The organism is Paenibacillus sp. FSL H7-689, assembly GCF_000517905.1.
Lineage (GTDB): Bacteria > Bacillota > Bacilli > Paenibacillales > Paenibacillaceae > Paenibacillus > Paenibacillus amylolyticus.
Window position 1 is genome coordinate 662,510 of sequence record NZ_ASPU01000015.1, and the last position, 23,937, is coordinate 686,446.

General features: G+C 43.5%; 32 protein-coding genes. 2 read left to right on the forward strand and 30 right to left on the reverse strand.

Translation table 11 applies throughout. The features are described from left to right. Positions 1-17: 17 nt before the first annotated feature. The 10 genes from C170_RS13980 to C170_RS14025 all read right to left on the reverse strand — a co-directional run bounded on the left by C170_RS13980 (position 18) and on the right by C170_RS14025 (position 7,689). Complete coding sequence (locus tag C170_RS13980; protein WP_076252634.1) at positions 18-278, reverse strand: DUF962 domain-containing protein; 261 nt, start codon at positions 276-278, stop codon at positions 18-20. Between the two features lie 127 nt (positions 279-405). After that, the gene (locus C170_RS13985; RefSeq protein WP_036610436.1) at positions 406-1,419 is read right to left on the reverse strand and encodes a bifunctional glycosyltransferase family 2/GtrA family protein; all 1,014 of its coding nucleotides are present in this window, start codon (positions 1,417-1,419) and stop codon (positions 406-408) included. After that, complete coding sequence (locus C170_RS13990) at positions 1,416-2,429, reverse strand: phosphodiester glycosidase family protein (RefSeq protein ID WP_051447167.1); 1,014 nt, start codon at positions 2,427-2,429, stop codon at positions 1,416-1,418. The genes C170_RS13985 and C170_RS13990 overlap by 4 nt, the downstream gene beginning before the upstream one ends. A gap of 294 nt (positions 2,430-2,723) precedes the next feature. Further along, positions 2,724-3,680, reverse strand: coding sequence for a radical SAM protein (locus C170_RS13995; RefSeq protein ID WP_036610439.1), 957 nt, complete (start codon positions 3,678-3,680; stop codon positions 2,724-2,726). 169 nt (positions 3,681-3,849) lie between these two features. Further along, positions 3,850-4,482, reverse strand: coding sequence for a hypothetical protein (locus C170_RS14000; protein WP_036610442.1), 633 nt, complete (start codon positions 4,480-4,482; stop codon positions 3,850-3,852). Between the two features lie 29 nt (positions 4,483-4,511). Next, a complete protein-coding gene (locus C170_RS14005; RefSeq protein ID WP_036610445.1) occupies positions 4,512-5,087 on the reverse strand; it encodes a GNAT family N-acetyltransferase in 576 nt (191 codons plus the stop codon). A gap of 81 nt (positions 5,088-5,168) precedes the next feature. After that, complete coding sequence (locus C170_RS14010) at positions 5,169-5,825, reverse strand: pyridoxine/pyridoxamine 5'-phosphate oxidase (RefSeq protein ID WP_036610449.1); 657 nt, start codon at positions 5,823-5,825, stop codon at positions 5,169-5,171. 38 nt (positions 5,826-5,863) lie between these two features. Then, the gene (locus tag C170_RS14015; RefSeq protein WP_036610451.1) at positions 5,864-6,478 is read right to left on the reverse strand and encodes a histidine phosphatase family protein; all 615 of its coding nucleotides are present in this window, start codon (positions 6,476-6,478) and stop codon (positions 5,864-5,866) included. A 128-nt stretch (positions 6,479-6,606) separates the two neighbouring features. Beyond that, positions 6,607-7,113, reverse strand: coding sequence for a DUF2569 domain-containing protein (locus C170_RS14020; RefSeq protein WP_036610454.1), 507 nt, complete (start codon positions 7,111-7,113; stop codon positions 6,607-6,609). Between the two features lie 282 nt (positions 7,114-7,395). Beyond that, positions 7,396-7,689 (reverse strand): RNA polymerase alpha subunit C-terminal domain-containing protein, encoded by a 294-nt coding sequence (locus tag C170_RS14025; RefSeq protein ID WP_036610457.1) that lies wholly within the window; start codon positions 7,687-7,689, stop codon positions 7,396-7,398. 77 nt (positions 7,690-7,766) lie between these two features. On the opposite strand from C170_RS14025, the gene C170_RS14030 reads away from it, so the two are divergent. After that, positions 7,767-8,588: a DUF2785 domain-containing protein gene (locus tag C170_RS14030; protein ID WP_036610460.1), complete on the forward strand. Its 822-nt coding sequence runs from the start codon at positions 7,767-7,769 to the stop codon at positions 8,586-8,588. 136 nt (positions 8,589-8,724) lie between these two features. Here the strand turns inward: C170_RS14030 and C170_RS14035 are convergent, their stop codons facing one another. From C170_RS14035 to C170_RS14065, 7 genes are all read right to left on the reverse strand, one after another. Then, a complete protein-coding gene (locus tag C170_RS14035) occupies positions 8,725-9,318 on the reverse strand; it encodes a DUF4304 domain-containing protein (protein WP_036610462.1) in 594 nt (197 codons plus the stop codon). A 58-nt stretch (positions 9,319-9,376) separates the two neighbouring features. Further along, positions 9,377-9,889, reverse strand: coding sequence for a DUF4275 family protein (locus C170_RS14040; protein WP_235200764.1), 513 nt, complete (start codon positions 9,887-9,889; stop codon positions 9,377-9,379). Between the two features lie 45 nt (positions 9,890-9,934). Then, positions 9,935-10,474: an NUDIX hydrolase gene (locus C170_RS14045; RefSeq protein WP_051447168.1), complete on the reverse strand. Its 540-nt coding sequence runs from the start codon at positions 10,472-10,474 to the stop codon at positions 9,935-9,937. A 164-nt stretch (positions 10,475-10,638) separates the two neighbouring features. Continuing rightward, positions 10,639-11,316 carry an ABC transporter ATP-binding protein gene (locus tag C170_RS14050; RefSeq protein ID WP_036610467.1) on the reverse strand — a complete coding sequence of 226 codons (678 nt, stop codon included), beginning with the start codon at positions 11,314-11,316 and terminating at the stop codon, positions 10,639-10,641. Further along, complete coding sequence (locus tag C170_RS14055) at positions 11,313-12,443, reverse strand: ABC transporter permease (RefSeq protein ID WP_036610469.1); 1,131 nt, start codon at positions 12,441-12,443, stop codon at positions 11,313-11,315. Before C170_RS14055 ends, C170_RS14050 begins: the two co-directional genes overlap by 4 nt. A gap of 67 nt (positions 12,444-12,510) precedes the next feature. Next, positions 12,511-13,887, reverse strand: coding sequence for a sensor histidine kinase (locus C170_RS14060; protein WP_036610471.1), 1,377 nt, complete (start codon positions 13,885-13,887; stop codon positions 12,511-12,513). Then, positions 13,884-14,561 carry a response regulator transcription factor gene (locus tag C170_RS14065; RefSeq protein WP_036611065.1) on the reverse strand — a complete coding sequence of 226 codons (678 nt, stop codon included), beginning with the start codon at positions 14,559-14,561 and terminating at the stop codon, positions 13,884-13,886. Before C170_RS14065 ends, C170_RS14060 begins: the two co-directional genes overlap by 4 nt. Before the next feature lie 291 nt (positions 14,562-14,852). Between C170_RS14065 and C170_RS14070 the strand changes: the two genes are divergently transcribed. Continuing rightward, positions 14,853-15,836, forward strand: coding sequence for a cation diffusion facilitator family transporter (locus C170_RS14070; protein WP_036610473.1), 984 nt, complete (start codon positions 14,853-14,855; stop codon positions 15,834-15,836). A 142-nt stretch (positions 15,837-15,978) separates the two neighbouring features. Here the strand turns inward: C170_RS14070 and C170_RS14075 are convergent, their stop codons facing one another. The 13 genes from C170_RS14075 to C170_RS14140 all read right to left on the reverse strand — a co-directional run bounded on the left by C170_RS14075 (position 15,979) and on the right by C170_RS14140 (position 23,815). Next, positions 15,979-16,275, reverse strand: a complete 297-nt coding sequence (locus C170_RS14075; protein ID WP_036610475.1) for an SHOCT domain-containing protein — start codon at positions 16,273-16,275, stop codon at positions 15,979-15,981. A gap of 63 nt (positions 16,276-16,338) precedes the next feature. After that, a complete protein-coding gene (locus tag C170_RS31025) occupies positions 16,339-16,722 on the reverse strand; it encodes a hypothetical protein (RefSeq protein ID WP_162158972.1) in 384 nt (127 codons plus the stop codon). A gap of 88 nt (positions 16,723-16,810) precedes the next feature. Continuing rightward, the gene (locus C170_RS14085) at positions 16,811-17,851 is read right to left on the reverse strand and encodes a hypothetical protein (protein ID WP_036610479.1); all 1,041 of its coding nucleotides are present in this window, start codon (positions 17,849-17,851) and stop codon (positions 16,811-16,813) included. 326 nt (positions 17,852-18,177) lie between these two features. After that, a complete protein-coding gene (locus C170_RS14095; protein WP_036610484.1) occupies positions 18,178-18,732 on the reverse strand; it encodes a MepB family protein in 555 nt (184 codons plus the stop codon). Between the two features lie 70 nt (positions 18,733-18,802). Then, positions 18,803-19,666, reverse strand: coding sequence for a phosphotransferase (locus tag C170_RS14100; protein WP_036610487.1), 864 nt, complete (start codon positions 19,664-19,666; stop codon positions 18,803-18,805). A gap of 84 nt (positions 19,667-19,750) precedes the next feature. Beyond that, positions 19,751-20,224 (reverse strand): NUDIX domain-containing protein, encoded by a 474-nt coding sequence (locus tag C170_RS14105; protein ID WP_036610491.1) that lies wholly within the window; start codon positions 20,222-20,224, stop codon positions 19,751-19,753. Positions 20,225-20,244: 20 nt separating this feature from the next. Further along, positions 20,245-20,790: an HAD-IIIA family hydrolase gene (locus C170_RS14110; RefSeq protein ID WP_036610494.1), complete on the reverse strand. Its 546-nt coding sequence runs from the start codon at positions 20,788-20,790 to the stop codon at positions 20,245-20,247. 46 nt (positions 20,791-20,836) lie between these two features. Next, a complete protein-coding gene (locus tag C170_RS14115) occupies positions 20,837-21,052 on the reverse strand; it encodes a hypothetical protein (protein WP_036610495.1) in 216 nt (71 codons plus the stop codon). A gap of 22 nt (positions 21,053-21,074) precedes the next feature. Next, on the reverse strand, positions 21,075-21,368 hold the full coding sequence (locus tag C170_RS14120) for a hypothetical protein (RefSeq protein ID WP_143781019.1): 294 nt from the start codon (positions 21,366-21,368) through the stop codon (positions 21,075-21,077). Between the two features lie 14 nt (positions 21,369-21,382). Further along, on the reverse strand, positions 21,383-22,246 hold the full coding sequence (locus tag C170_RS14125) for a DUF4085 family protein (RefSeq protein ID WP_036610499.1): 864 nt from the start codon (positions 22,244-22,246) through the stop codon (positions 21,383-21,385). Positions 22,247-22,475: 229 nt separating this feature from the next. Further along, entirely contained in the window at positions 22,476-22,865 is a 390-nt protein-coding gene (locus tag C170_RS14130; protein ID WP_036610502.1) for a hypothetical protein, read from the reverse strand. Positions 22,866-22,934: 69 nt separating this feature from the next. After that, positions 22,935-23,420: an NUDIX hydrolase gene (locus C170_RS14135; protein WP_051447169.1), complete on the reverse strand. Its 486-nt coding sequence runs from the start codon at positions 23,418-23,420 to the stop codon at positions 22,935-22,937. Then, the gene (locus C170_RS14140) at positions 23,417-23,815 is read right to left on the reverse strand and encodes a winged helix-turn-helix transcriptional regulator (protein ID WP_036610505.1); all 399 of its coding nucleotides are present in this window, start codon (positions 23,813-23,815) and stop codon (positions 23,417-23,419) included. Before C170_RS14140 ends, C170_RS14135 begins: the two co-directional genes overlap by 4 nt. Between the last annotated feature and the right edge of the window lie 122 nt (positions 23,816-23,937).

Consider the following 23,937-nt stretch of genomic DNA (forward strand, 5'->3'; position numbering starts at 1 on the left):
ATCCTCCCATATTTATTTTATATAAGTTCAACTAAAGAATATTTACAATTATGAGGATAACGAAAAGCTGCGGGTTTATTGCCTTCATAATAGAAGTGCCCCATCCAGGATAAAGCGTAATGGGTTACAGCGAGTAGGAGCGTGACTTTGATATCAATAAACAAAAAAATCCATGCCACAAACGCCGACAAAAACGCGAAGTAATGCAAAATGCGGTTTTTCCGATCCTGATGCTCCTGAAGGTAATAACGCAAGTCCTTGCGCACACGATTCAACATCAGCCCACATCCATTTCACATAAAATAAGGCTCCTTATTTCCCACTCCATCGTAACCTATTTCAGGGTACATATGAAACCGTTTCAACCAAAAAAGAGCAAGCCATAGGCTTACTCTCTCTTCAAAGTTAATAGACAAATCTGCGCTGTGCCCAATAGCTGAATACAAAGATGGATACCTCGGTCAGCAGCTTAGCTGCGAGCAGCGGGATTATTAGTTTTTCATTATAAAAATACAATAAAGTGTAGTTTAATAACAGCACCAGTAGGACAAGTGAGAAATATTTGGGCAAAGACTGCCGAACCTTAGAGGTTCGCCCTGCGGAGAACACGTACTTCCGATTAATCGTATAGTTGAAGATGGAGCTGCACAGTCTTGCTGCAACAACCGACAGAAACAGATTATGCGTGAAATACTGAATAACGAACAGTAATCCAAAATCAATCAGTGCCGATAGCACCGAAGATGTGCTGAACATCAGGATTGGCATATAGATCCGGAACGAATCTACCAGTGGGCGGAAATGGGAGGACTCATTGTGATCCAGATACACCGTATCAATAAACTCCTCCGTAATCTCATACCCTTCCTTGTGTGCCGTTAACAACATGTTCATCTCATATTCAAACTGATCCCCGGGAATCTGGTTCAGCCAGTCCAGCATGGAGTAGGGAAAACCGCGTAGACCGGTCTGCGTGTCATATACTTTGGTACCTGTTGTGAGGGAAAAGACCGCCCTTGTGACTGTATTGCCAAACCGGCTACGTGCTGGAATTTTACCACTGAAGCGACGGCTGCCGAGTACAATTCCTGGTGTGCTTTGTGCGAGTAGCACTTCGAAGATACGCTTAATATCATGTGGCAGATGCTGTCCGTCACTATCTGCGCACACTATACCGCCCTGAGGTCCATACTCCTTAATATACTGAAAGCCAGTCTTCAAGGCCCTGCCCTTACCCAGATTGACGGGATGTGTCAGGACCGTACAGCCATACGCTTCTGCCGTTTCAAAAATTCCACGGTAACCGGGGCCACTGCCATCATCCACAATCACAATGGGTCCAAGTTTAAAGGTTTGCAGTTGCAAAACGAGATTCAGTAAACGCACATCTGGTTCATATGATGGAATTAATATCGTCATGATCCTTGTCCCTCCGTCAGATATAAAATGTCACTTACGCCACGTTCCTGATTACGCCCCAGCGGATTATTGACAACTCTGCCCATAAAATACATCGTGGATGAACCCCCGCCGTCCAAGTTGTAGGCTTCGGTTGCTCCCAGACCTTTCATGACATCAGCCAGTTCTGCCAAGGTCATGCCACGGCTGTTGTCCTGCCGTCCGTCCACCACCACAAAGACGTAATGATTCGGAGCAATCATGCCGATCGCTGTTCTTGGATTGGTATCCTGGATGGAGCGGTTACCGAAGTTGTTATCGATTTTTACACTGCTAAAATCACTGACGATCTCGCCATCCTGAATCAGAATTGGCCCAAAAGATAGTGTGTTGGTTGCACCTTCGGCCAGCAATTCCGAGGAAGTAATCTCGTTCTCGTTATATGTTTTCATCGTACCATCGTTGAACAGGGCAAGTGCATCCCGCGTTGGGCTGTCCCGGTACAACGTTCCATTTCGGATAATGACACCATCGTCGCGGAATCCGTAATAATCACCGTTAATGGCAAAGATCGCATTATTGGCAGCAGCAATCTCTGACGTATTTTCGGTAATGTTCGTTCCAAAGCTGTTGTCCGCCAGCGCAGTTCGCAGGCTGCTTGCATCCGTTAGCTGAACATCAGCGACATAATACGTAATCTGATCCGAGCCTGAACCAGTCTGTACCTTTTCAATACTGACTTTCATATCATCACTCGAATAATTCCAATCATCTGACGTTACACTCACCTCAGTCGCTGTGGTTGAAGTGTTGGTGGAATCATTGGCGTTGTTCGTTGTTGCCGTTGCCGTGTTCTCATCCTCCACAACCACCTGCACATGCCGGATCAGGTAACGGTCAGCCAGACTGTATAGGATTCCACCTACCGCAAGCACGATGACAAGTGTGATGATAAGCCATCTGCGCTTTCTTGGAGAGATCGGCCTTTTATGTGGTTCTTTCCGGGTTGGTTTCTCATCAATCTTCATCATGTGAAGCTCACCTCTTCATCTAAGTCTTAAGGCCATATTAGGCCGGGTAGCTTAAATGAATCTGAAACCATATCAATTGAACTAAAGAATATTCACACTGACACTAAGATGACAGAACCACCTTCCAATCGCTGATATTGTGTAAATGAATAGTTTAATAAAAAAAGGTGATCCGTTTTCCCATTGAGGAAATCAGATCACCTTGATTTATAATCTATACAATCCTAAGGCCACTAATATCGTGTACATATTTCGTTCAACATTCATATCACATATCTTCATCAGGTCTTCCTGTTATGCGTCTGCAAAAAGAGCATCGTACGCGGGACAAGGCCGCTTTTCCAAAAATTCCGTTAACGCCGGTGGCTGTTGGGCATAAATATCCTTCAACGACGTTCCAGTGTAGATGTTGCCAATCACAACAGGATGGCATAACTCACAGATGAGAATATCCCCATTGCCGTGCAGGTGCAGCTGTTTCGTGCCATCCACACAATTAGAGAAATACACACCGGGTTGTTCGCGCAAATTTAACTGTTCAGCGAACCGATCCATACAGGTGAAATAGAGCGTTGTATCTGGCTTTTTATGTTTAATTAATTCCGTAACAGATCGAACAAGGGACTCTTTGGATACAATCTGGGTCCAGTCGGTATGCGGCATCTTAATACTGTTCTGGATCTCATGGATGCGCACCCCCAGGTCATACACCTTATCGCTAATGGCCTGCATGTTCGCTTGGTTCCCTTCAAACAGTAACGTTTCCAGCACCGTCTCCAGACCGGCTTCCGTACACAAACGGATATTCTGCTCCAACCTTTCATACATGCGAGGATGCACACGGTAGTACGCAGCATAGGCCTCCGCATCCGTATAATTAAACGAGATATGAATGTTGGACAAGCCTGCATCTCGCAACGCGATGATTCGTTCTTCAGTCAGCAGACTGGCATTACTGTTCAATTGTGTATCGATGCCATGTGCCGCACAGTACGTCACAATCTCCAGGCAATCCTGATATTTCAGAGTAACTTCTCCCCCTGACAATCGCACTCTCTTGAGACGAGGAAGCTCACTAATAATACGGATGACTTCCTGACTATTGATGCACGCTCCATCATCCCGATTGTAGGCGCAGCAGTAGTCACATTTATAATTGCAGTTCGATGTCACTCCCACTTCAAGCCCTTCTAGCTCATATACGCCGGGGGTTTCCAATTCGAGTGATTTATATTTGTTTTTGGTCGTCAATTCGTTGTACCTCCTGGTTCCTTCATTCAATCCACATTTGGATAACTTGAAGATTATAGCGGAAGGCACCAGGTTCAAGATATGACATTATGTACGTTGCTTGCTGAAAACAAAAATAAAACCCATTTCCTCAATGATCGGGAGTGATGTAAGGTAATCCCATAATCCTCTATTGTATGTCATCCTTGTTGAACTCAGGATTATAGGCAAACTCATGGCTCGCCAGCATAATGAATGACACACGACCCTTTTGATCAAAATTCATGGACAACCCTTTCATGTTCTCAAATCCTCCTTCCAATATTGCATGATCAAAGGACGGTATGACATGGTAATTACCTTGTTTATTTTCCTCCATGACATATGTAATACTTTTTACTTTTCCTGTTTTAGTATCTATAAAAGCTTTTTTTCCATATTTTTGGAAGACCTCCTGAACTGTACTTCCATAACCTATCCCGCTTGGCGTTTTGTACGTTTTGAACTTTGCCGGGCCATCAATCATAATGCCATCCACAATTCCATCTTTGTAATGAATTCTCATATCTTTGTACTGATAGACATTCGTGTAGTAGTAATAATCCACGTGGAGTCCAAGTTGCTGCTCAACCTCTTCACGAGTACTTCCTAATTTAATCGTAATATCTTTGGATTTAATCTGAAATTGGAATTCATCCTCAGTAAATATCTTTGTTACATGAGATGCAGGAGGTTCTTTTGAAACGGCATTACGATTGTATGTCACTTCTGAGCTACTTAAAAAAGTCATGAATAACATAAGATACAGAATTCCTTTGTTCAACCTCGATCGCCCTTTCAAAAATACGTTCTTTATTTAACACGAGTATAGAAGTCTTCTTTTACGATAGCATACATCTTCAGATCTTGAAGCTCATTTTTTACCTTCATGTATTTCCTCAGCACACCTTCGAAATGCATGCCTGCCTTCTCCATAACCTTGGCGGAACCCGTGTTCTTCACCAAACATCTGGCCTGAATTCGCTCGAGCCCCATTTCGTCAAATCCAAATTGGATGATTCGTTTCACTACCTCAGTCATGTAACCTTGATTCCAAAATTGATCAGATAACACGTATCCCAGTTCAACTCTCCTGTTATCGCTATCACACCCTAGATAGTTACAACTACCAATCAGCCCCTTGGTGTGTTTATCTTCGATCCCCCACGGGCCTATTAGATCCGTCTCATAGCGACTCATGACAAAATCTAAAAAAGCTTTGGTGTCTTCTTTGCTCTGATGCGCGTCCCAGGTCGTGAACTCCGATACAGCAGGTACAACGCAGTAACCGTACATATCCTCCAGATCATCATAAGTAAGAGGTCGCAGTAACGTCCGTTCGGTTTCCAACACGGGAAATGGTTCGAAGAAACTTTCAATCGTTTTCATAGATTTATCCTCCCTCATATTGTTAGAAAAAAGAAACACACAGCAGTTCGGTCCGTGTTGCCTAACTCACCTGTTGTAATATCAAGGCCACAATCTGAGTGTCTTCCACTGCCCATCATGCATCACATATTGGACTCGTACATGCTTGCGCTCCGAATCTCCCTGCCAAAACTCCACCTCTTGTGCATTCACGGCATATAGACGCCAATGAGGTGTAACAACACTGGGGTCAAGTCTTATCTTTTCCTTCTGAGCTTCAATGGAACTATCCAGCACTTCCTCGCTATCCAAAACCTCACTCTGATGTCCTGTCATGGCAACTGCTCTTGCTCCAGCTGAACGTTTGCGGAAATCATCAGCGCCCGCTTCATCTCCCCGATCCTCGGCAATTCCCCTTATCCGAATCTGTCTTCCAAGGGAAGGCCAGTAGAATGTCAGAGCGACATGAGGATTCTCCTTCAACTGCTGCCCTTTTCGACTCTCCGAACTGGAGGCAAAATAGAACGTTTCATCAATTACGTTTTTCAAAATCAACACCCGCGCATCAGGATAACCATCTTGATCCACGGTGGAGATTGTCATAGCGTGAGGTTCTTTCACTTTGTTCTCAACCGCCAATCTCAACCACTCCAAAAATAGCTTCCCCGGCCGCTCCGGCAACTGCCCCGTATCCCACGTTGGAAATGGGCCGGATAAAGATTTTAAACGTTGCAACAGTTCAATTGGTTTATCGCTCATGTCATCGCCTCCGTCTTCTATTTAACATGGAAAAACAACTAATCTAGATGACTTAACACATTTACGCTGCTAAGTTTCCAACCATGCCTTCCCTTTTCAACGGTATGTACACTGGTGTTGTCCATGGGATAAAAGCTGGACTTATTGCTCCATTCCTTCTTCTCAAGCAGATAATACAGAATATTAATCACTCCGCCGTGAGTAATTAATAGAACATTGGACTTGACTGTTTGTCCCTCTATATCTCTAAGAAGATTCTCGAAAGATATGCTTATCCGGTTATAAAAATCCCTTGGACTTTCTCCTCCCGGAAAAGGTGAATCCATTTCAAGGGTGTTGAAATAAACCCCTGGGTAATGTTCTTCAGCATCCTTTTGGAGCATGCCTGCCAAATCTCCGTTATTCATCTCCCGCCAATCTTTCATTAAGCTAGCCTGCATGTTTAATTGTTTCTCAATTTCCCGTGTAGTCTGTACTGCACGAGGAAGATCACTGCTAATAATCGTCTGTATGTTGTACTCCTCAGCATGATGATGCAAATGCTCTCCCAGTTTCCTGGATTGATTGATTCCCTGTTCCGTAAGTCCACGATCACTCCATCCGCCTCGATACCCTTCCTCATCCATCCCATGCCTTACCAGATAAATCTTCAAGATCTCTCCTCCTTTTCACTTCTATAATGAACAATGTACCTTTACACTGTATGACTAGCCCGGCATATATACAATAAACCCGACCTCAGATAGCTTCTATCCAAGATCGGGCATTTCCTGCTTACCATTTATCTTACAAATGTGTTATGAACTCGCTCGGATTTGATAAAATAAGGAATCCAAATGGCACAAGTGATGACAGATTTAGCAATTTCTCTGATCGAGCTTCCATCTTCCAATTCTTTTGCTAACGGAATCTGGAGCAATAATAGGTAATCAATAATACCTACAATCAGACTGAGACCATAGAAGATGATCATCAGACGGGGTAATATTGCTTTCTTGCTATAAAACACAAAAATTGTATATACACTGAATAATAAAAACAGCGTATTGTACACCATCTCAAAAATAAGTACTGGACCCCATAATGGGTGATAATAGTCTGATTGTTTGGAAGTTAGCATTTCCCAAGTCTCAGTTGTGAATGTGGGTATTATCTGCTGAAATAATTGCACTGCAAGTAGAATTACCGTAACAAATAATCCAATCTGGATGAGAATCAGCCAACCACCCAATCCCGACACACCTAGTGGACGGTAGTCTGTTTTTTGCTCTTCAATATGTGGTTCCACCTCGTAACACTTCCTTATGCAGTTTTGTTTTTCTGAGATGAGTCTTCCTCGTAATAGTCATAATGCAAATCGAATCTACGGGTGCTTCTATCCCTTTACTTCACGTCCGTTGTATGTATTTTCACACTCTCCTTATAGCGATCTCTCCGCCCTCCTCTTATATAGAATTTTACACAACTTCCTTATTGTACTACGAGTGTCAAGGCACAGGTTACTTATTTTATCAGGTAACGATGAAGGAGATTACTTCCGTTGTGGATTAAAGGAAAGGAGTAATGAGAGTTATTTCTTAAAAGACAATCCCTCTTCTTCCAAAGCGCTTCGCAGTTTGGGCATGGCAGATGGCCCGATTCCGTGAAGTTTCAGGATCTCTTTCTCCGTGTACTCCGCAAGTTGCAGTAGTGTTGTGATGCCTTCATTCTCCAAGGCCCGTCTGGCGGGAGCTGACAATAAGGCTAGAAATCCCTCTGTCGGTTTACGTTCAGCTTCGCACGTCGGACAGGTTGGGCAATCACTTTTTTTATAATACAAATGTCCTTGTTCGCATGTTCTGAGTGTTCCTTTATCGTTTGCCATGTGGGCATCACTCCTTATAAATTGTATAATATAACCAAGGCAACCTGAATGATAGTTTACTCTTAGGAGTGTGTAGAATGGAATTAAAAGATAAGTTGTTATTAATAAAAGAGAATGACTACCAAGCACCTTCAGATATATTTCCATTAGTACAAGAAATGATACATAACATCGGTTCTTTGGATGCCCAGCTACGTGATGAATTAATTTACACAACCTTATCGAATTGGATTCCTGGTCATGCTCTGACTGTGTACGAACTAGAGCAAATCTTACCCGTAGTCTTGGATGAAAACCATTTGCATTTTAGACTTGGAGAAACAAATTCAGACGCTGTATTCACTCGATCTTTCTCTATGTTGGTTATATCACTCTTTTTATCCAGGCATAGAGAATCACCATTTCTCTCAAAAGAACACATTCATCAGATCAAAGGGAACGTATTCTACAATGTACAAAAAGAGCGTGATTACCGTGGACATGACGAAGTAAAAGGCTGGGCTCATGCCATAGCACACGCAGCAGATGTTTTGGATGATTTAGCTCAATGTACCGAACTAGATGAGACGGATCTCTTAACTATCCTCGACCTAGTTTATCAAAAGATAACCGTTACAGACTGCGTATACTCCGATGGGGAAGATGAAAGAATGGTGAAATCCATCATTAGTGTCTTAAATAGAAGGATACTTAGTGAGACTTACATAAAGCAATGGATTCAACGTTTTGGTGATGTAGAGAAAAATGCAGAATTTCTTCCCTCGTTTAGGCAAAAGAATAACATAAAAAACTTTCTAAAGAGTCTATACTTCAGGATTAAATTTCACCAATTGGATGCTGATCTCGGTCCAACTATTGAGCACACATTATATAAAGTAGAACCCGTATATTACTCATGATTATCAGTCCTTCCAAATTAACACCCTTATCTCAGACATATTATTGGAAGGAATCGCAATTTTAATTATTGTTAAATTCAGCTCCAAACAAATTAAAATTAGGTTATGAATTCGGCTTGTTTTCTTACCATATAACTTACATTCCGTACTCGGCAAAAACAGCTGCATATTTCTTTTCTAATATCGTCCAGCGCTTTTCGGCTCCGTATTTGGCGTGCAGTTGCTGTAAATAATGCTTGGCTTCTTCCGTATCGCCGGCTTTTAGCAGGAAACGGAAGGTTACTTCGCTTAAATGTAGCGCTGTCTTGTCCATATAATAATGGACTATATCTCTGGCCCCTGTTAGCGAGTGTAAGAATGACATACCCTCTTCCAAATGTGACACCAGTTCTTTCGATAAAGCGTCTGGATCGATATCAGGCGTTAAGGTATAGTGGGCCGGAGCGGAAGGGGCTATTTCTCTGATTCGGCAGGTAAAATGAGATGTGAACTCCAATATGTCTCCATTCAATCCAACGGAATGCAACTCCGCAAGTTCGGTGGAATGAACACCACAATTAACATAAAACTGGACTTGTCTACTGGTGTTATACTTTGCTCTTTGAATGTTGAACTTATATGCGAGGTTTCCATCCGCTTTGTAGAAATTCAGATTTTTCTTCGAATAGCCGTGTTTGGCAAATACGGGTTTGACGTCTGTTTTGATGATCTTCTTAAAAAGTTCCTGCATTGATATCACTCCCAAGGCAAAGTTTATTTAATTCGTTGTTACCCTTTTTTGTTCAGAATCATGCTTGTTCTATTTTATAAAAATAAGGGCCACACATGGATTCGTGCGTATACACGTACGTCCATGTAAACGCTCGGTCGAAGATATAGATATCCTGCTCCGAATCAAAATCCGCTGCAATGACCCGATTCGCGTTTTCGTATAAAAGCACCCAACCACCACTTTCATACATCACATATACTTCATCTTTCGGCTCGGCATCGAAAGCATCTCGTGCTTCATCATGTGTCAGACATTTCTGTTGTTCATAACTGAACATATGCCACTTGTACTGGCTATAATGGATAGACTCTTTGACCACATCATCGATATTATTGGAAAATACGCTGTCCCATTTCTGTACAATCTCTTCGGATTCGTCGTACAGTTCGGACACAATAACTCCCTTATCCTGCAAGTTCTTCTTGAATATATATTCCTGATGGATACGCTCAATCCCCCAATATGCTCGGTTCAGTTCCATTTCGGGTAATGCATCCAGCAGCTCGTTAATTTTATCTCGAATCATCATTACCTCCGTAAGTTATCTGGAATTAGAATACCTAACCATTGCCTCTCACTGTTTCGCTTCATCTCGCAGTACATAAGCCAGTTTGTACATCTCCGCAATGTCCTGCCTGTTCTGTTCCTGGAATCTTCGGATCGCTTCATCAATCTCAACCACTTCCACCGCAACCACCTGCTCGCCATCCTCCGGATTCAGCGGATCACCGACAAGTTCAACATCTCCATAACCGATGATTCGTACGAAATGGGGATGCGGGATATACGGTCGATACGGTTCCAACGCACTGGATGTGCAATAGAATTGACCAAAGATCTGATAGGACCGCATGTCTGCCCCAAGTTCCTCCATCAGTTCGCGCTTCAGTCCATCCATATACTGCTCACCTGCTTCAAGCGTCCCTCCAGGCAGCTCCCAATCTCCATTATCCAGTTGAAAGACGACACATTGATCCCCGACAAAAGGAATGATGCTAATATTACTCACCAGCTTTTCATCCACGATGTCGTTCAATCTGAACTCCGCCTCAATAATTCCCCAATGAATTGACGTACTCAGCGCCGGAAATAGTTCCGCACTCAAGCTACTCATCCGCACCCGATCCTCTCTATCTAATTCCACTATTCTTCCAATTATAGTCGAAAACACAGAAAGAAGGCCACCTTCCCACCGGGGAATACGTGACCCTCTTCTTACGCTCTCTGCCCTTAAGCCTTGAATCAGTGTTCTCTCCAGACTCTCAGACCATTCTCCTTCTAATGCTGCACCAGCTTTCCATTTTCCAAAAAAAGAACCCGGCTACAGAGCGGCAAAATCCGCTCATCATGCGTAACCATCACTGCACTCTTGCTCTGCTCCTTTACGAGCCGTGCAATCATGCCGACAATATCCAGTCCACGTTCCGCATCCAGACTGGCTGTCGGTTCATCCGCGAGCAGAACAGCCGGATCATTCATCAAGGCCCGTGCAATGGCGACCCGCTGACGTTCCCCGCCAGACAGCTTCTCCGCATACGCCTTCCGCCGATGGGTTAACCCTACCGTATCCAACAACTCATCCACTCGTTTCTCCGCCTTGTTTTTATCCGATCCGGCGAGCTTTGCGACCACCATGAGTTGTTCTTCTACTTTCAGATACGGAATGAGGTTAGCACTTTGAAAAATAAAGCCTAGCTGCTGAAGCCGCATATCGGATATCTCCTGTTTGCCTTTACCCATAATCGAGGCCCCATCCAGTAGAACCTGCCCCTCCGTAGGTTCAAGAAGTGCGCCAGCAATGGACAGGAATGTACTTTTGCCCGAGCCAGAAGGCCCCATTACGGCCACAATTTCCCCTTCGGCAACCTCAAGGTCCAGTTTGTCCAGAATCGTGCGTTTGCTGCCACCATCTTCAAAGGTCTGTGTAATTCCCTGTAATACCAATCGGTTTCTCATGCTGCTGTCCTCCCAATCGCATCAAGTGCATCAATTTTGGTAACCTTCCACACCGAGAATAACGAACCCGCCACAGACATGAGAATGAATAATACACAGGTCAGTGCGAGGGTGGACAAGCCTAATTGAAACGGCATCGATGCTGGTAGAATGGACTCAAACAGTCGAACCAGTAGTACGCTTATCACCAAACTGCCAACCGACAGAACTAATACTTGTAACGAAACACTACCCGCCAGATAAGCATTCCGCGTTCCTATGGCTTTTAATATCCCGAACTGACTCGTTTTCTGAATTGTGATGACATAGAAGAATACCGCAAGCACAAACGCCGAGATGACATATAGAAAAGCGATCATCATGAGCAACGATCCCTGCTCTTCCTTATAACCAGGAATGGCCGATACGGCATCCGACTTTGTGATGACTTCCGTATTAGGCATTGCAGCACTCAGGCGGTCTACCTGATCGCCCCCACCCTTAATCGCAATAGCATTGTATATCGGAGCATTGGCATTGGTATCTGCTGAACCTTGCGAAGTTTGTGAACCTCCTTGAAGCGTAAGCCATTCCTGTTCATTCAGGAACACCACTGGGGAGTGACTGAAGGACTCATTTTGTACAAATCCACCAACGGTCCACTCCGTTCCCGAAGCTTGATCGACCAAGACGGTGCCAATTGTGACACCAGATTCAGACAACTTTTGGTCCACCACAACTTGCCCTTTTGTCTGATCCGTAATCGGAGACCCTTCAGTCACCGTTGGAGCAAGCCAGCCCTCCGGATTAACCATGAACAGCGTGACATCGATCTTTTTTGTGTCGCCGGTTGGACTGACGGTTGTCATTTTCACACCGAGTGGCTCAGCGTTCTCTTGCCCCACTGCGGAGCGAGCTTGATTAAGTTGATCCTGATCCACTTGTGACCGGGTGAACCGATGATTCGAATCCTGCTCCAGCACAAAGTGGGTTGCTGCCATATTTTTGACCGAAGCTGCGTTATCATACGCCAGCCCCTGTGCAAGACCTGTAACAAACAGTACCAGAAATGAAACCAGCACCATGATTGTAGCAATTAAGGCATAGCGCCCTTTGGCATACCTCATTTCCCGAATAGCCAAGTACATGTTCTGTGACCTCCCTCTTGATAATCCAAGTATAGGAGGCGAAAATGAACGGCAAATGAATAACAGATTACATCTGCGGAAGTGTCACCGTAAAGACCGTACCCTCAGGCGAACTGGAAACCTCGATCGTACCGTCATGAATTCGGATAATTTTCTGCACAATGGCAAGTCCAAGCCCGGTTCGTCCAGAAGAACGTTCCCGCGCACGATCCACCCGATAGAATCGATCGAACAGGAAAGGCAGATGCTCCGCAGCAATCCCGTCTCCTGTATCCCGAATCTGAATCACACACTGGTTATCCGTCTGCTCGGCGTGAATCTCGATGCTTCTTCCCTGCGGTAGATGATTTACCGCATTGCCCAGTAGATTCATCCAAACTTGCATGAGCAGCACTTCATTACCGACTAGCTGGATGGATTCGGGCACCGAAATCCGAAGCAGCAGTTCTTTTTCTTCCAATTGCCATTGCAGCACCTGAACGGCTTGCCGGAATTGATCTCGCAGAGAGAACTTTACTTTGCTCAGATCTTCGTTGCCTTGTTCTAGGGAGGACAGGAGTAGCAGTTGTTTGCTGAGCAAAGAGAGATGACGGCTCTCCTCCTCAATGATTGATGCATAGTGCTCTCTTTCCTGTTCAGGCAGATCCCGATCCGCCACCAATTGGGCAAAACCCTGAATCGAGGTCAACGGCGATTGGATCTCATGGGATACGTTGGATACAAACTGCTGCCGAGCCTGATCTACCCTTTCCAATTCACGACTCATGGTCATGAAATGCTGGGCCAGCTGTCCAATCTCATCCCGCCTTGCGGTAGGCAATTTCAGATTATATTTTCCTTGCGCAATCCGTTTGGTTGCCTCGGACAGACGTTCAATCGGATTGACCAGATAGCGGGTACTGATCAGAAAGATCAGGATACTAATACCTATCGTCAATGCTCCAATCAGCGCAAAAAAGATCCGCAACTCACCGAATTGCAAAATTACATCCGGACGCATAAAGAGGGCGTAATTCGCGTTGCCTAGCTGTAGATGAACACCCACGGTATTGCTTAATTGATTATCAAAGAAGCCGGTAATGAACGGTTTGCTTGGAAACTGGGCGACGCCATGGTATACCTCACCATTCAACACCAGTTCTACAGCTTGTTTGTCCAAATCTTTCTCTCGAAATTCGCGGCCGTAGAATTGGTCGTTGCCTTTTCCATCCGTCACATAGATTTCGTACCCAAGTGCGGCGGCATTGTTCAAATACTGCTCCATCGTGCCGGGTTGCTGTTCCACAAATTGCTTCATTTGCGTCGCGATGCCCACCAGCTTCTCATCATTGAAATCCTTGAGCTTTGTATGATAGTAGATGTTGGACAAAAGAAAACCGAGCATGCCGCTGACCATAATCACGGCAATTGTAATGAGGAATACCCGGACGTACAAGGTCCTCAAGGTGCTTTCACCTCCATCTTGTAACCAATACCCCGCACAGTCTGAATGACAAAATCTTCCGTATAATCGGCAAAACGATCACGCAGCCGCTTGATGTGCACATCAACGGTACGGTCATCTCCTTCGTAATCTGCTCCCCAGACGAGCCGAATGAGTTCATCCCGCGAGAACAAACGGCCCGGAAACTGGGCCAGCTGTGAAAGTAATTCAAATTCTTTCATTGGCAAAAAGAGAATGGATTGCCCATCGGTAACCTCCACATTGTTTCGGTCAATGACGATCCGGTTCATACGGATGATATCGCTGGATGTGCGATGGTACCGACGAAATAACGCCTTTACCCGGTAGACCAGTTCTTCCGGTTCAAATGGCTTGGTCACATATTCATCTGTTCCTTTCAAATAACCATCTCTCTTGTCAGATAGCTGATCTCGTGCCGTCAGCAACATAATTGGAATATCGTAGTGCTGCCGAATGTAATCACATAACTCCAGTCCGTCCATGCCGGGCATCATCACATCGAGGATCGCCAGATCGATCGGCGTTTCTTGCATCAGTTTGACCGCTGCCAATCCATCCTGCGCTTCATGGACCCGATACCCTTCCTTAGTCATGACATGCCGCAGGAGTGCTCGAATATTGGCATCATCGTCTGCCAGCAGCAGATGTTTCATATCGTTGTCCGCCCTTCTATGTAGCGAGTATATCTCACTTTGATCCTGCACAGATGGTAGCATAAAAGCAATCTTATTCGCCAGCACATGCATGGAGACACCCTGGACATGTTTATATTTTCTTAAATCTGGTTGACACTACTAAGAGGCAGAACTATAATAAATCCATAACATATGAACGAACGCTCATATATTCATTTGTAGATGATCACACATTGCCAAGAATCATCTATATTCCACACTAGAAATCATATTACATAACGGAGCAAGGCTCCAAAGGAGAGGATTTATATGTCCGGACATCATCACAGTCATAACCATGGGCAAGATCATGGACACAACCACGCTCACACCACCAATAACAAGAAAGTCCTGTTGTTTTCCTTCATTATTATTACCATCTATATGATCGTTGAAGCCATTGGTGGATTCATCACCAACAGTCTCGCGCTTATCTCGGATGCAGGTCATATGTTGTCCGATTCCATTGCACTTGGGATCGCTTTGCTGGCGTTCACCTTTGGTGAAAAAGCGGTGAATACTGGCAAAACGTACGGATACAGAAGATTTGAAATTTTGGCCGCTACGTTAAACGGAATTACGTTAATCGCCATTTCACTCTACATTTTCTACGAAGCGATTGGGCGTTTCATCAATCCCCCGGAAGTTGCAACCGTAGGCATGTTGATCATCAGCGTCATTGGGTTGCTCATCAATATTCTGGTGGCCTGGATCATGATGCGAGGTAGTGATACGGAAAATAATCTGAATATGCGCGGTGCTTATCTCCATGTCATTAGCGACATGCTGGGATCGGTTGGGGCCATTGCGGCAGCCCTGCTCATGATGTTCTTTGGCTGGGGTTGGGCCGATCCACTTGCAAGTGTAATTGTCGCGGCGTTGGTATTACGAAGTGGTTTCTATGTCACCAAATCATCCCTGCATATTTTGATGGAAGGCACTCCAGCCAATGTCGATGTGAATGAACTGGTGCAGACCATCAAACAAGTCGATGGCGTCAAAGGCGTTCATGATGTGCATGTCTGGTCCATTACCAGTAACCTGAATGCGCTGACCGCTCATATCGTGGTGGATGGAACGATGGATGTCTATGCATCCGAGATCCTGGTTCAGAAGATTGAACATATGCTGGAGCATAAAGAAATCAAACATGTGACGCTCCAAGTCGAGTCCGAAAAACATCTGCACGATACCTCGGTACTATGTACCGTCAAAGGCGACGCACCAGATGCCCACGCGCATCATCACCATTGAGATGGTATAACATTATAGCTGTAAACAAAAACAGGGCAGTTTCCCGTTAAAGGGAATGCCCTGTCTTTTTGTTTGCAGAAGTTCAGCTTTTTGCATGAATAGAAAATGGAATAGCCTTTACTTTATCTCAGCAGGCTCTGAACTACTTGTACCTGGCGAGTAACTTCTCTTTCTTCTGATCGAATTCATATTCTGATATGATATTTTTCTCTTTTAATTCACCCAACTGAAGCAGTTGTTCATGAACATTCACAGGGGTCTTTTTTCTCTTGCTTGATATGATCAAGGTTAGAATTGAGAAAAGCAGACCATACAGGACACCCAAAATCCCCAAACCTGCCTCTACCTCCGCACTTTCTTGCGAACCATCTATAAAAACTACGATTAATAAAAAATTGAGTACGAACCCAATAAGGCTGACGATTGATAATACTTTCAATGAATATTCCTCCTAAATGTTATGTATGTTCTATTCAAACTTCAGGAAAGGTCGGTCAGAAGACTAAACATTAACCTCGTCCCAGTTTATAATGACGTATCCAAGCTGAAACAACAGGATGACAATATAACTGATGTTGATTCCCAAACTGGTCTTAACTTTCTTGATCTGATCCAAGTAGTCTTCTTTGTTCATTTTTCCGTGTTCCAGCTTGGACTTCATATTTTGTTTTTCTTTCCAGAACATGTAGAACTCAAGTATAGCAAATACTCCCCATGCCAATGGATATACCAGCAACACTGCATTAGCAACTGACAACAGCATAAGGGAACCTTCTTCCAAACCTTTCTCAATTCCTAATTTGAAACTTATATGCACACTCAGGGTCAGAATGACTAAACCAAAACCTATAAAACTTAAATACGGTGTAAATTTGTCGCTTCGCATATGATCTTCCTTTCCGGCAATCTCCATTGGTCTTGTGACTGTTTCATTCAAGATTACAGAGTCACTGTAGCCCAAATACTCAACTTCATTAATCTCCGCCACCACCACAAGATGAACAGCTGGATGAGCTGCAAGAAGAGTCGGAAGATGACCCCGAGGATGATCCAGATCCTCCCGAGGAACTACTACTGTCAGTACATTGATCAGCATAACAGCTGGAACTGCTCGTGCAGCCACTGCTTGACGAGGAACCATAGGCTGCCTTTTCCTGTGGAAGAATTTCCTGTTCTAGCCGCCCCATGTGTAGCCCATATGTCGCCTCGCTATGCATGGAGTAATACACCATGGCGCTAGCCATGACGAGAGCTACATCGCTACTTCCGGAAAATGCTGGAGATAGCTCTTCTTCACTTAGCGTTGCGGATCTACGTAGTTGATCAATCAAGTAGGCAATCACCTGAGCAGCTTCAGGATCTTCCTGCTTGCGTCTGGCATGAAACAGTTCATTCACCAGTTCAGATTGATCTCCCTGTGCGATCAGCTTCTGTACATCACTGGTTAATGGGTAAGTGAAAAAATCACCCCAGATTGCAGCACTGTAGGGAGTGAACTCAAATAATTGACAGTACACCCAATCAAACCATGCACGTGCTCCTGGCGTTTCGCGGCGGGTGATTGCCGGCTCATGGTGCACCGTGGAACCCATGAATTCTGCACAAAAATCAGCGTAAGATTTCGTGAACATCAGCATCTCATGCCACAAATCATCAACTTCATCACTGAACATGGGCACCTGCTTAAGTAATGAAGTCATAATGAAATATCGCTTAAGCTCTATCAATTTCCACCGATACTCCAGCGTTTTCATGTGAGGATATTCCTTTTGAATTCGGATCTTGAGTTTGTTGGCAAAATGCTTATTGTAACTCTTCTCCAATTGAAGAATGGTTTGCTGATAGGAGACTTCTTCTCGAAGTCCAAGATTCAATGGTGCTTTTTTTCGTCTGTACGTAACTTTCATCTGTTTTCTGCGTCTTCCTGCTGCTGGACGGAAAATCTTGAACTTACGTCGAACCAAATAGGCTGTTACAACTAATAAAACTGCTGCAAGGTAGTAGTAGATCGGCATAATATAACCGCTCCTCTCCGTTGATCTTCTCTATGTAGGGTTAAACTATCATTAGTATAAATGAGGAACGGCAGTTATTAATAGAGCCCTTTGGCATACATGCCAGGGCTCTAGTTTAGTATATTCCATTGTTGCTCATTGTTATGAAATGGCAATGATTATTGGAGATAGGGTATTTCCCGGGAAACTTTCCACCCATGGCGTACTCCCCCCAAGGCACACCTACCGCTAAAGCAACTTGAAAGAGAATCACGATTAGGATCAGGAAGGTAAATGCTATTGCTGACGTTAATACGATCATGACCACACTCCTAAATCATAGGTGATTATAATGGTTTATCATAAAGTACCCGAGCTTGATCACAGTTCAACGGTTCGGTAAAAGACACTTTCAAGAAGTATTCCAGCTGCCATTGCTGCGTTTTTACAGCCTGCTTACTTGTTGGCTTATCCCAAGGCGGATATACACGTATGGCCCGTTTGCCACCTTTGCCTTGATCCGATACGATATCTCGCTGTAACAATACATGCTTTGGAAACACAAATTGACCAAAGTGGCTGCCTGTGCGCGTACTAATGACATACATATCTGCTGGATCTGATACATCATATGGCTGTGTCGTTCCATCCTCACTCCGCTGCCATAGGGTAACAAATTGTCCGATCTTGGTTGGCGTCGTTTTGGCGACGCGGAATCGAATGGAGAGAGAATTTAAGGTAAACACATATGCCCCATATTCAGCATTTTGTGCTTCTTCATGTGGTTGTGAGCATACAAAACCACACTTGTCATAGATAAGTTCTTTACTGGCAAGTAAGTCGCCATGAAGCATATCGGAGGTCCATCCATTCGGACTATGCAAACTATTTTTGTTATCCAACTTGTGATACCTCTCCTATCTTGTTTAGTCTGAACTGGAGCATTCACGATAGTGTGAAAACTTTGTTAGTTCAAAGTTCCTGACATAATCGCTTCCATTCCTGCCATGCCTTCAAGTATTCAGGCAGATCATCAGGATGATGCTTGTTACTCAGCCCAATTCGGCAATATAGATGAACCAGAGCTTCCTCTATTAATCTGGATTTTTCCATTTCCACCTGTTCCAGAAGTTCGAATGTAGCAAATAATGTTTCGGTGTTGATATTATCTGGCGAGGAGCTAAACGCATACAAAAAATCATAGAGGATAGGTCCAACCATTGGAGATGGATCAATGACGCCTATGAGTTTATTTTGAGCAAATACAAAATTATGAACCCCCGTATCGCCATGTAAAAGAAACTTCTCTTCTTCCTCATGAAAAAGACGATCCACTTTGAATTGAACCAGATTATAATCATCTGTTGTTAAAATACTGCCGATATTCATCTTTGCTTCTTGAATACTAATCTGATTGAATTCTTTCCATGTCCTCTGCGGGAACTCTATTCTGCCCCATGATTTCGTATCTGTAGAACGCACATATGTATTGAATAACTCTTTCACCAGACGAGTTAACCATTCTCTCTTCAGGCCCCGGTTGAAATGGGTCGTACCTTCCATATACGTATAAATAAAATGAGTGTTAGCCGGGTCAGTGTACAAAACTTCAGGCAATAACAAAGAATTCTTATACGTATCCAAAAACTGCTGGGCGATGTGAATCTGTTCGGGTTCATCTGATTTCAAAATATAGTGCTTATTCAGACTTGTACTCAACCGATAAACACGTCCAGCTGTGGTACCTGACAAACTTTGAATTCCAGATATTTCTTCGTTGATATGATGCATCTTGAATAAGTTATTGATCTCATTAATCGTTGGATTAATTAACATATGGTTCTCCTCATAATAACTAGGATCTGAATTCATTTGTCGAAGATAAGGTGAGTATAAATTCCAGCTGCACAGTGGGTTGGGTTATCTTTCAAAATGGGCCCGTTCTTCTTGATTGGAACTAAAAATATAATCTGGATACTGGTTTGCCATGGGTGGAAGCTGATCCTCGGGGAAAAACTGTAAATCCTTCATCTCTTCATTATCGGGCGTGAGTTGCCCGGATTTGATCCTGCATTCAAATACGATAGTCAAATATTCGACCTGATGACCATTGCTGTATGTAATCCTTCTTGCTTCACCCCCGTATATTCCGATAATCTTCTCGGGTTCAACAACTAAACCTGTCTCTTCCAGTGCCTCTCTTACCATCGCTTGCGCCGGTGTCTCACCAAGCTCAATTGCTCCAGCAATCAACCCCCAGGTTGATTCGTTATGTTTACGACCGAACAGGATCTCCCCTTGTTCATTTCGGATAATCCCAGCTACACCCGGCATAAAAACAAGCTCGTTGCCGATCTTTTCCCTCAGGTTTTTGTAATAGTCTGACATGCCCATACACAGTTACCTCCTGTCTTTTAATTACTGAATTCTCTTCCATGAATGATCCATTGTACGGCATCCCAAATATCTTCTGCGATATAATCAGGTTCGGTCTCCATCCATTTGTCTCTGAATTTGGTTAATGAAGATTCCCCCCAGCCTGTTCGCACCATGATCTTGGTCGCTCCTACGGCATGGGCAGCAAGCATATCTGTATCTCCTACATCTCCAATAACGATACATTTGGATAAATCCAAACTGTGTTCCTCTGATGCCTGTAATAACATTCCGGGTTTAGGCTTTCTGCAACTGCATTCTTGCTCATGCGGACATATATAGGAGTGATCGAATCCGTACTCGCGAAATTGCTCTTCAAAATCCTCAACACTCGCTTCTCCACGTGAGATTCGATATTGATTCGTAAAAGCCAGTACCATAATTCCTTCTCGTTTTAAATGCATAATTGCTTCTTGAGCATTTGGGTATAATCTGAAATCTCTCGGATGAATAAAATGACCTGTACCACCAATTGTTCCATCTCTGTCTATAAAAACAGCTTGTACGTTTCCCTGTGGTTTCATTATGGTCTGTTCCCTTCTTAAAAAAATTTCAAGTCTTGTCGTTCATCTATACTTTCTCATCAATAATATGCTTGCTACCATCTTGCTGCTTATGGTGTTGCAATTTTTTAATTTCAGTTTTCAGATAGTGTACTTCTTTGATTAATACATCCAGCTTTTTCGATGTTTTGGATGAATCTATCGCATAACGTACAATTGCAGCAAAGATAAGAACGACAATTAAACATATAAGTGATACTACTAAAGCTCCATAAAACTCCAAAATGGTGTTCAACTCCTTGCTGTCAAAATAATATGTTATAAAACTCTTCTGAAAACCAAAACCATATCATCCCTAATATAACCATTATGGTGCCTAGTACTTTTAATATTATTTCGATATGTTTAGGGATATCACTATTAGGTGGGTTATCTTCAAACTCGTAATTCGGTTTAATTTTTCGATATCTCATCAGAACAAATATTTTGTATAGAAAATCAGGAAAGAAGTAACATGCAATGCCCACGACAAATACGGGAGTAGATAAATAACCAAAGGTACTGGTGGTCCATTCCATCTCTATTCCCTCCATATTCATCCTCTTGGCCTCTCTCATTCTTCCTCTACGAGAATATCAGCACAGCGAACAATCAACTCAGGCATATTCTCTCCATCAAATAGAACATGAAGCTCATATCCGTTATCGATCCGATACAGCTCTTGATACAGCCAGTAACTGCCTACAATCTCACCATCTTGCTTAAGGATTTCCGGCGCAACGAGCGTGAGTTTATTTATATTGGTGAAGCCCCCACGGGTGTCAAAACGAATGACCACTTCATCTCCCGTCAGTAGTTCCATCACTGTACAATCATGAAATTGAACCCGACTACGGATTTCATCGGGAATATCCTGCGCTAGAATGGCTTCCCTGTATTCATTCGATACACGCTCCATCTCTCTCCTATTTTCTGCACTCTGTTTCTTCAGCTGGAGCATAACTTCTCTCGTGCAATAACCCAACGTAAATACACGGATATCCGCAATTTGCTCATATATTTCCTTTGGTAATCGTTCTTTCTGGTGTTTGTAATCCCATTCCTGCATCTCTTTAAATGCAATTCTATGCTGTAGCTCGTCAAAAGGAGGCCTCACATCATAATCCGCGATTAATTTCTCGATCCGCTCTCTTTCTTCAGCAGGCATCTGATATACTTTTTTATCATCTTCCGATATTTCATTCCCACTAAGAAACTTTTCGGCAGGTACAAAAACATGGCCATTTTGCTCCAGCAAAAAACGAGGATCTGTATTATACATCTCACGCTGAAACTCTACATACTCTTTTTCTTTTCTCTTATAACGTCGCAGGAAAAGTGCTTCGTCCAATTCGTAAGTTCCTCTATGTACCCTCATCCCAAAATGAAGCCCTGTCTGCTGACAAAGCTCATACCATTCTTTAGTTCGATATCTCATATGCATCTCTCCTGTTGATTTATAGAATCTACTTTGCTATTGAAACTTAGAGCTTTTTAATTAGTGAGGACATGATCTCCTGCATCAGGCTCCTCGCCTTCTTGGGAATTCCCCAACTGGGTCATCATTTAAGCGCTCACCGCTCGTTAGGAATTGCTCATTGTTTTCATCGCTACTCCTCCAAAATCTTCAGCCTCAACGATTCCTTATACTCAACAGACGTACTGGTCTACCCCACGGTTTGAAAAAATTTATGTTTGATCTCTTTGTCGTTTCGCGCCGCCCATTCATACACTGATTCTACGCCTGCGGACTCCTGACCTCGTTGAAAATAAAAACATAGATCCATCGGCACTAACCGTTTACCATAGAGTTTGATGCCAATCCGTCTGTAATTCATATAAATACACTCAATCTGAGATGCATCATATCTCTGATGTTTCATAGAAATCACATGATCGCTTTCCAGCGTAATACTGGGTTTAGTGAAAAACAAACGCCAGAGCAGAAAAACGATGTAACCGAGAATAAAAGTCAATATAACGATCAGGAAGTACTTCATAATACCATTTTCATCATAAATAATATTTCTGAAAAACATAGCTTCAATGACCAACATACATAATAGGCTCAACCATGCTCTTGGATAAATCGTCTTGTATGTGATGAGTTCCACCTCCTAATTATTCTAACCATTAATCCGAAGCCACTCGGAAGGGGCTTTTCTGACAAAATGCTTTTCAACAAAATCCAAGATGTCTTCAATTCCGGGCAATGCCGCATTTTCTTTAGCTTCGTCAAACGTCATCCATTGGTACTCGGTATGTTCATGATTTAACCGGACAGGCTGGCGTTCATCCACATATCCTACGAATACGGGAGCGGTATAGATATACTCCCCCATGGGTGAATAATATTGTTCGAATTGATTGGCAGAATACAACCGGACTTCCGTAATACCTGTTTCCTCATGAACTTCTCTGAGTGCAGCTTCCCATGCCTTCTCGCCCTTTTCTATCCCGCCGCCAACATAACACCACTCGTTATGCAACATACGACCAGCCCGCTTTAGCATCAGTACACGGTATTGATCGAGGCTTTTCTTCAACAGAACTACAGCCACGCCTTCACAACGAATAGGGACTACCTGTTTCACGTGCTCCGCACCATTCAATTTCTCGCCCCCTTCTCTTCAGAATCGAAGTCCTCCAAAACTTTAAACTTATCTCCGTGGATTTTATCCAGATGCTCTTCTCCCCAATAACACAAATGGTCCAGGGCAGGCTTGAGTCCCCAGCCGTAGTCCGTCAACTCATATTCCACTTTGGGAGGTACCTCTGAATATACCTTGCGCTGTATGATCTCATCCTTTTCAAGTCCTCTGAGCTGTGTTGTCAGCATCTTCTGCGTAATGTCCGGTATTAACCGCCGAAGCTCCGACGTGCGTTTCCGTCCGGTCATCAAATGATAAATAATCAAAGGCTTCCACTTCCCACCCATTACTTCCAAGGCCGCTTCCACGCCTACTTTATATTTTTTTGGAGCACTCGTTTCTCCATGTTCTGTCATTTTTGAACCCCTCCATAAATAGGCTATCAAGGTGAAGCATGATCTTTTTTTCTGCTATTTTTTCCATTATTCAAATCTATTTCAAGGCATTCATTTAGGGTACTTTGATGTTCCTATGGCAC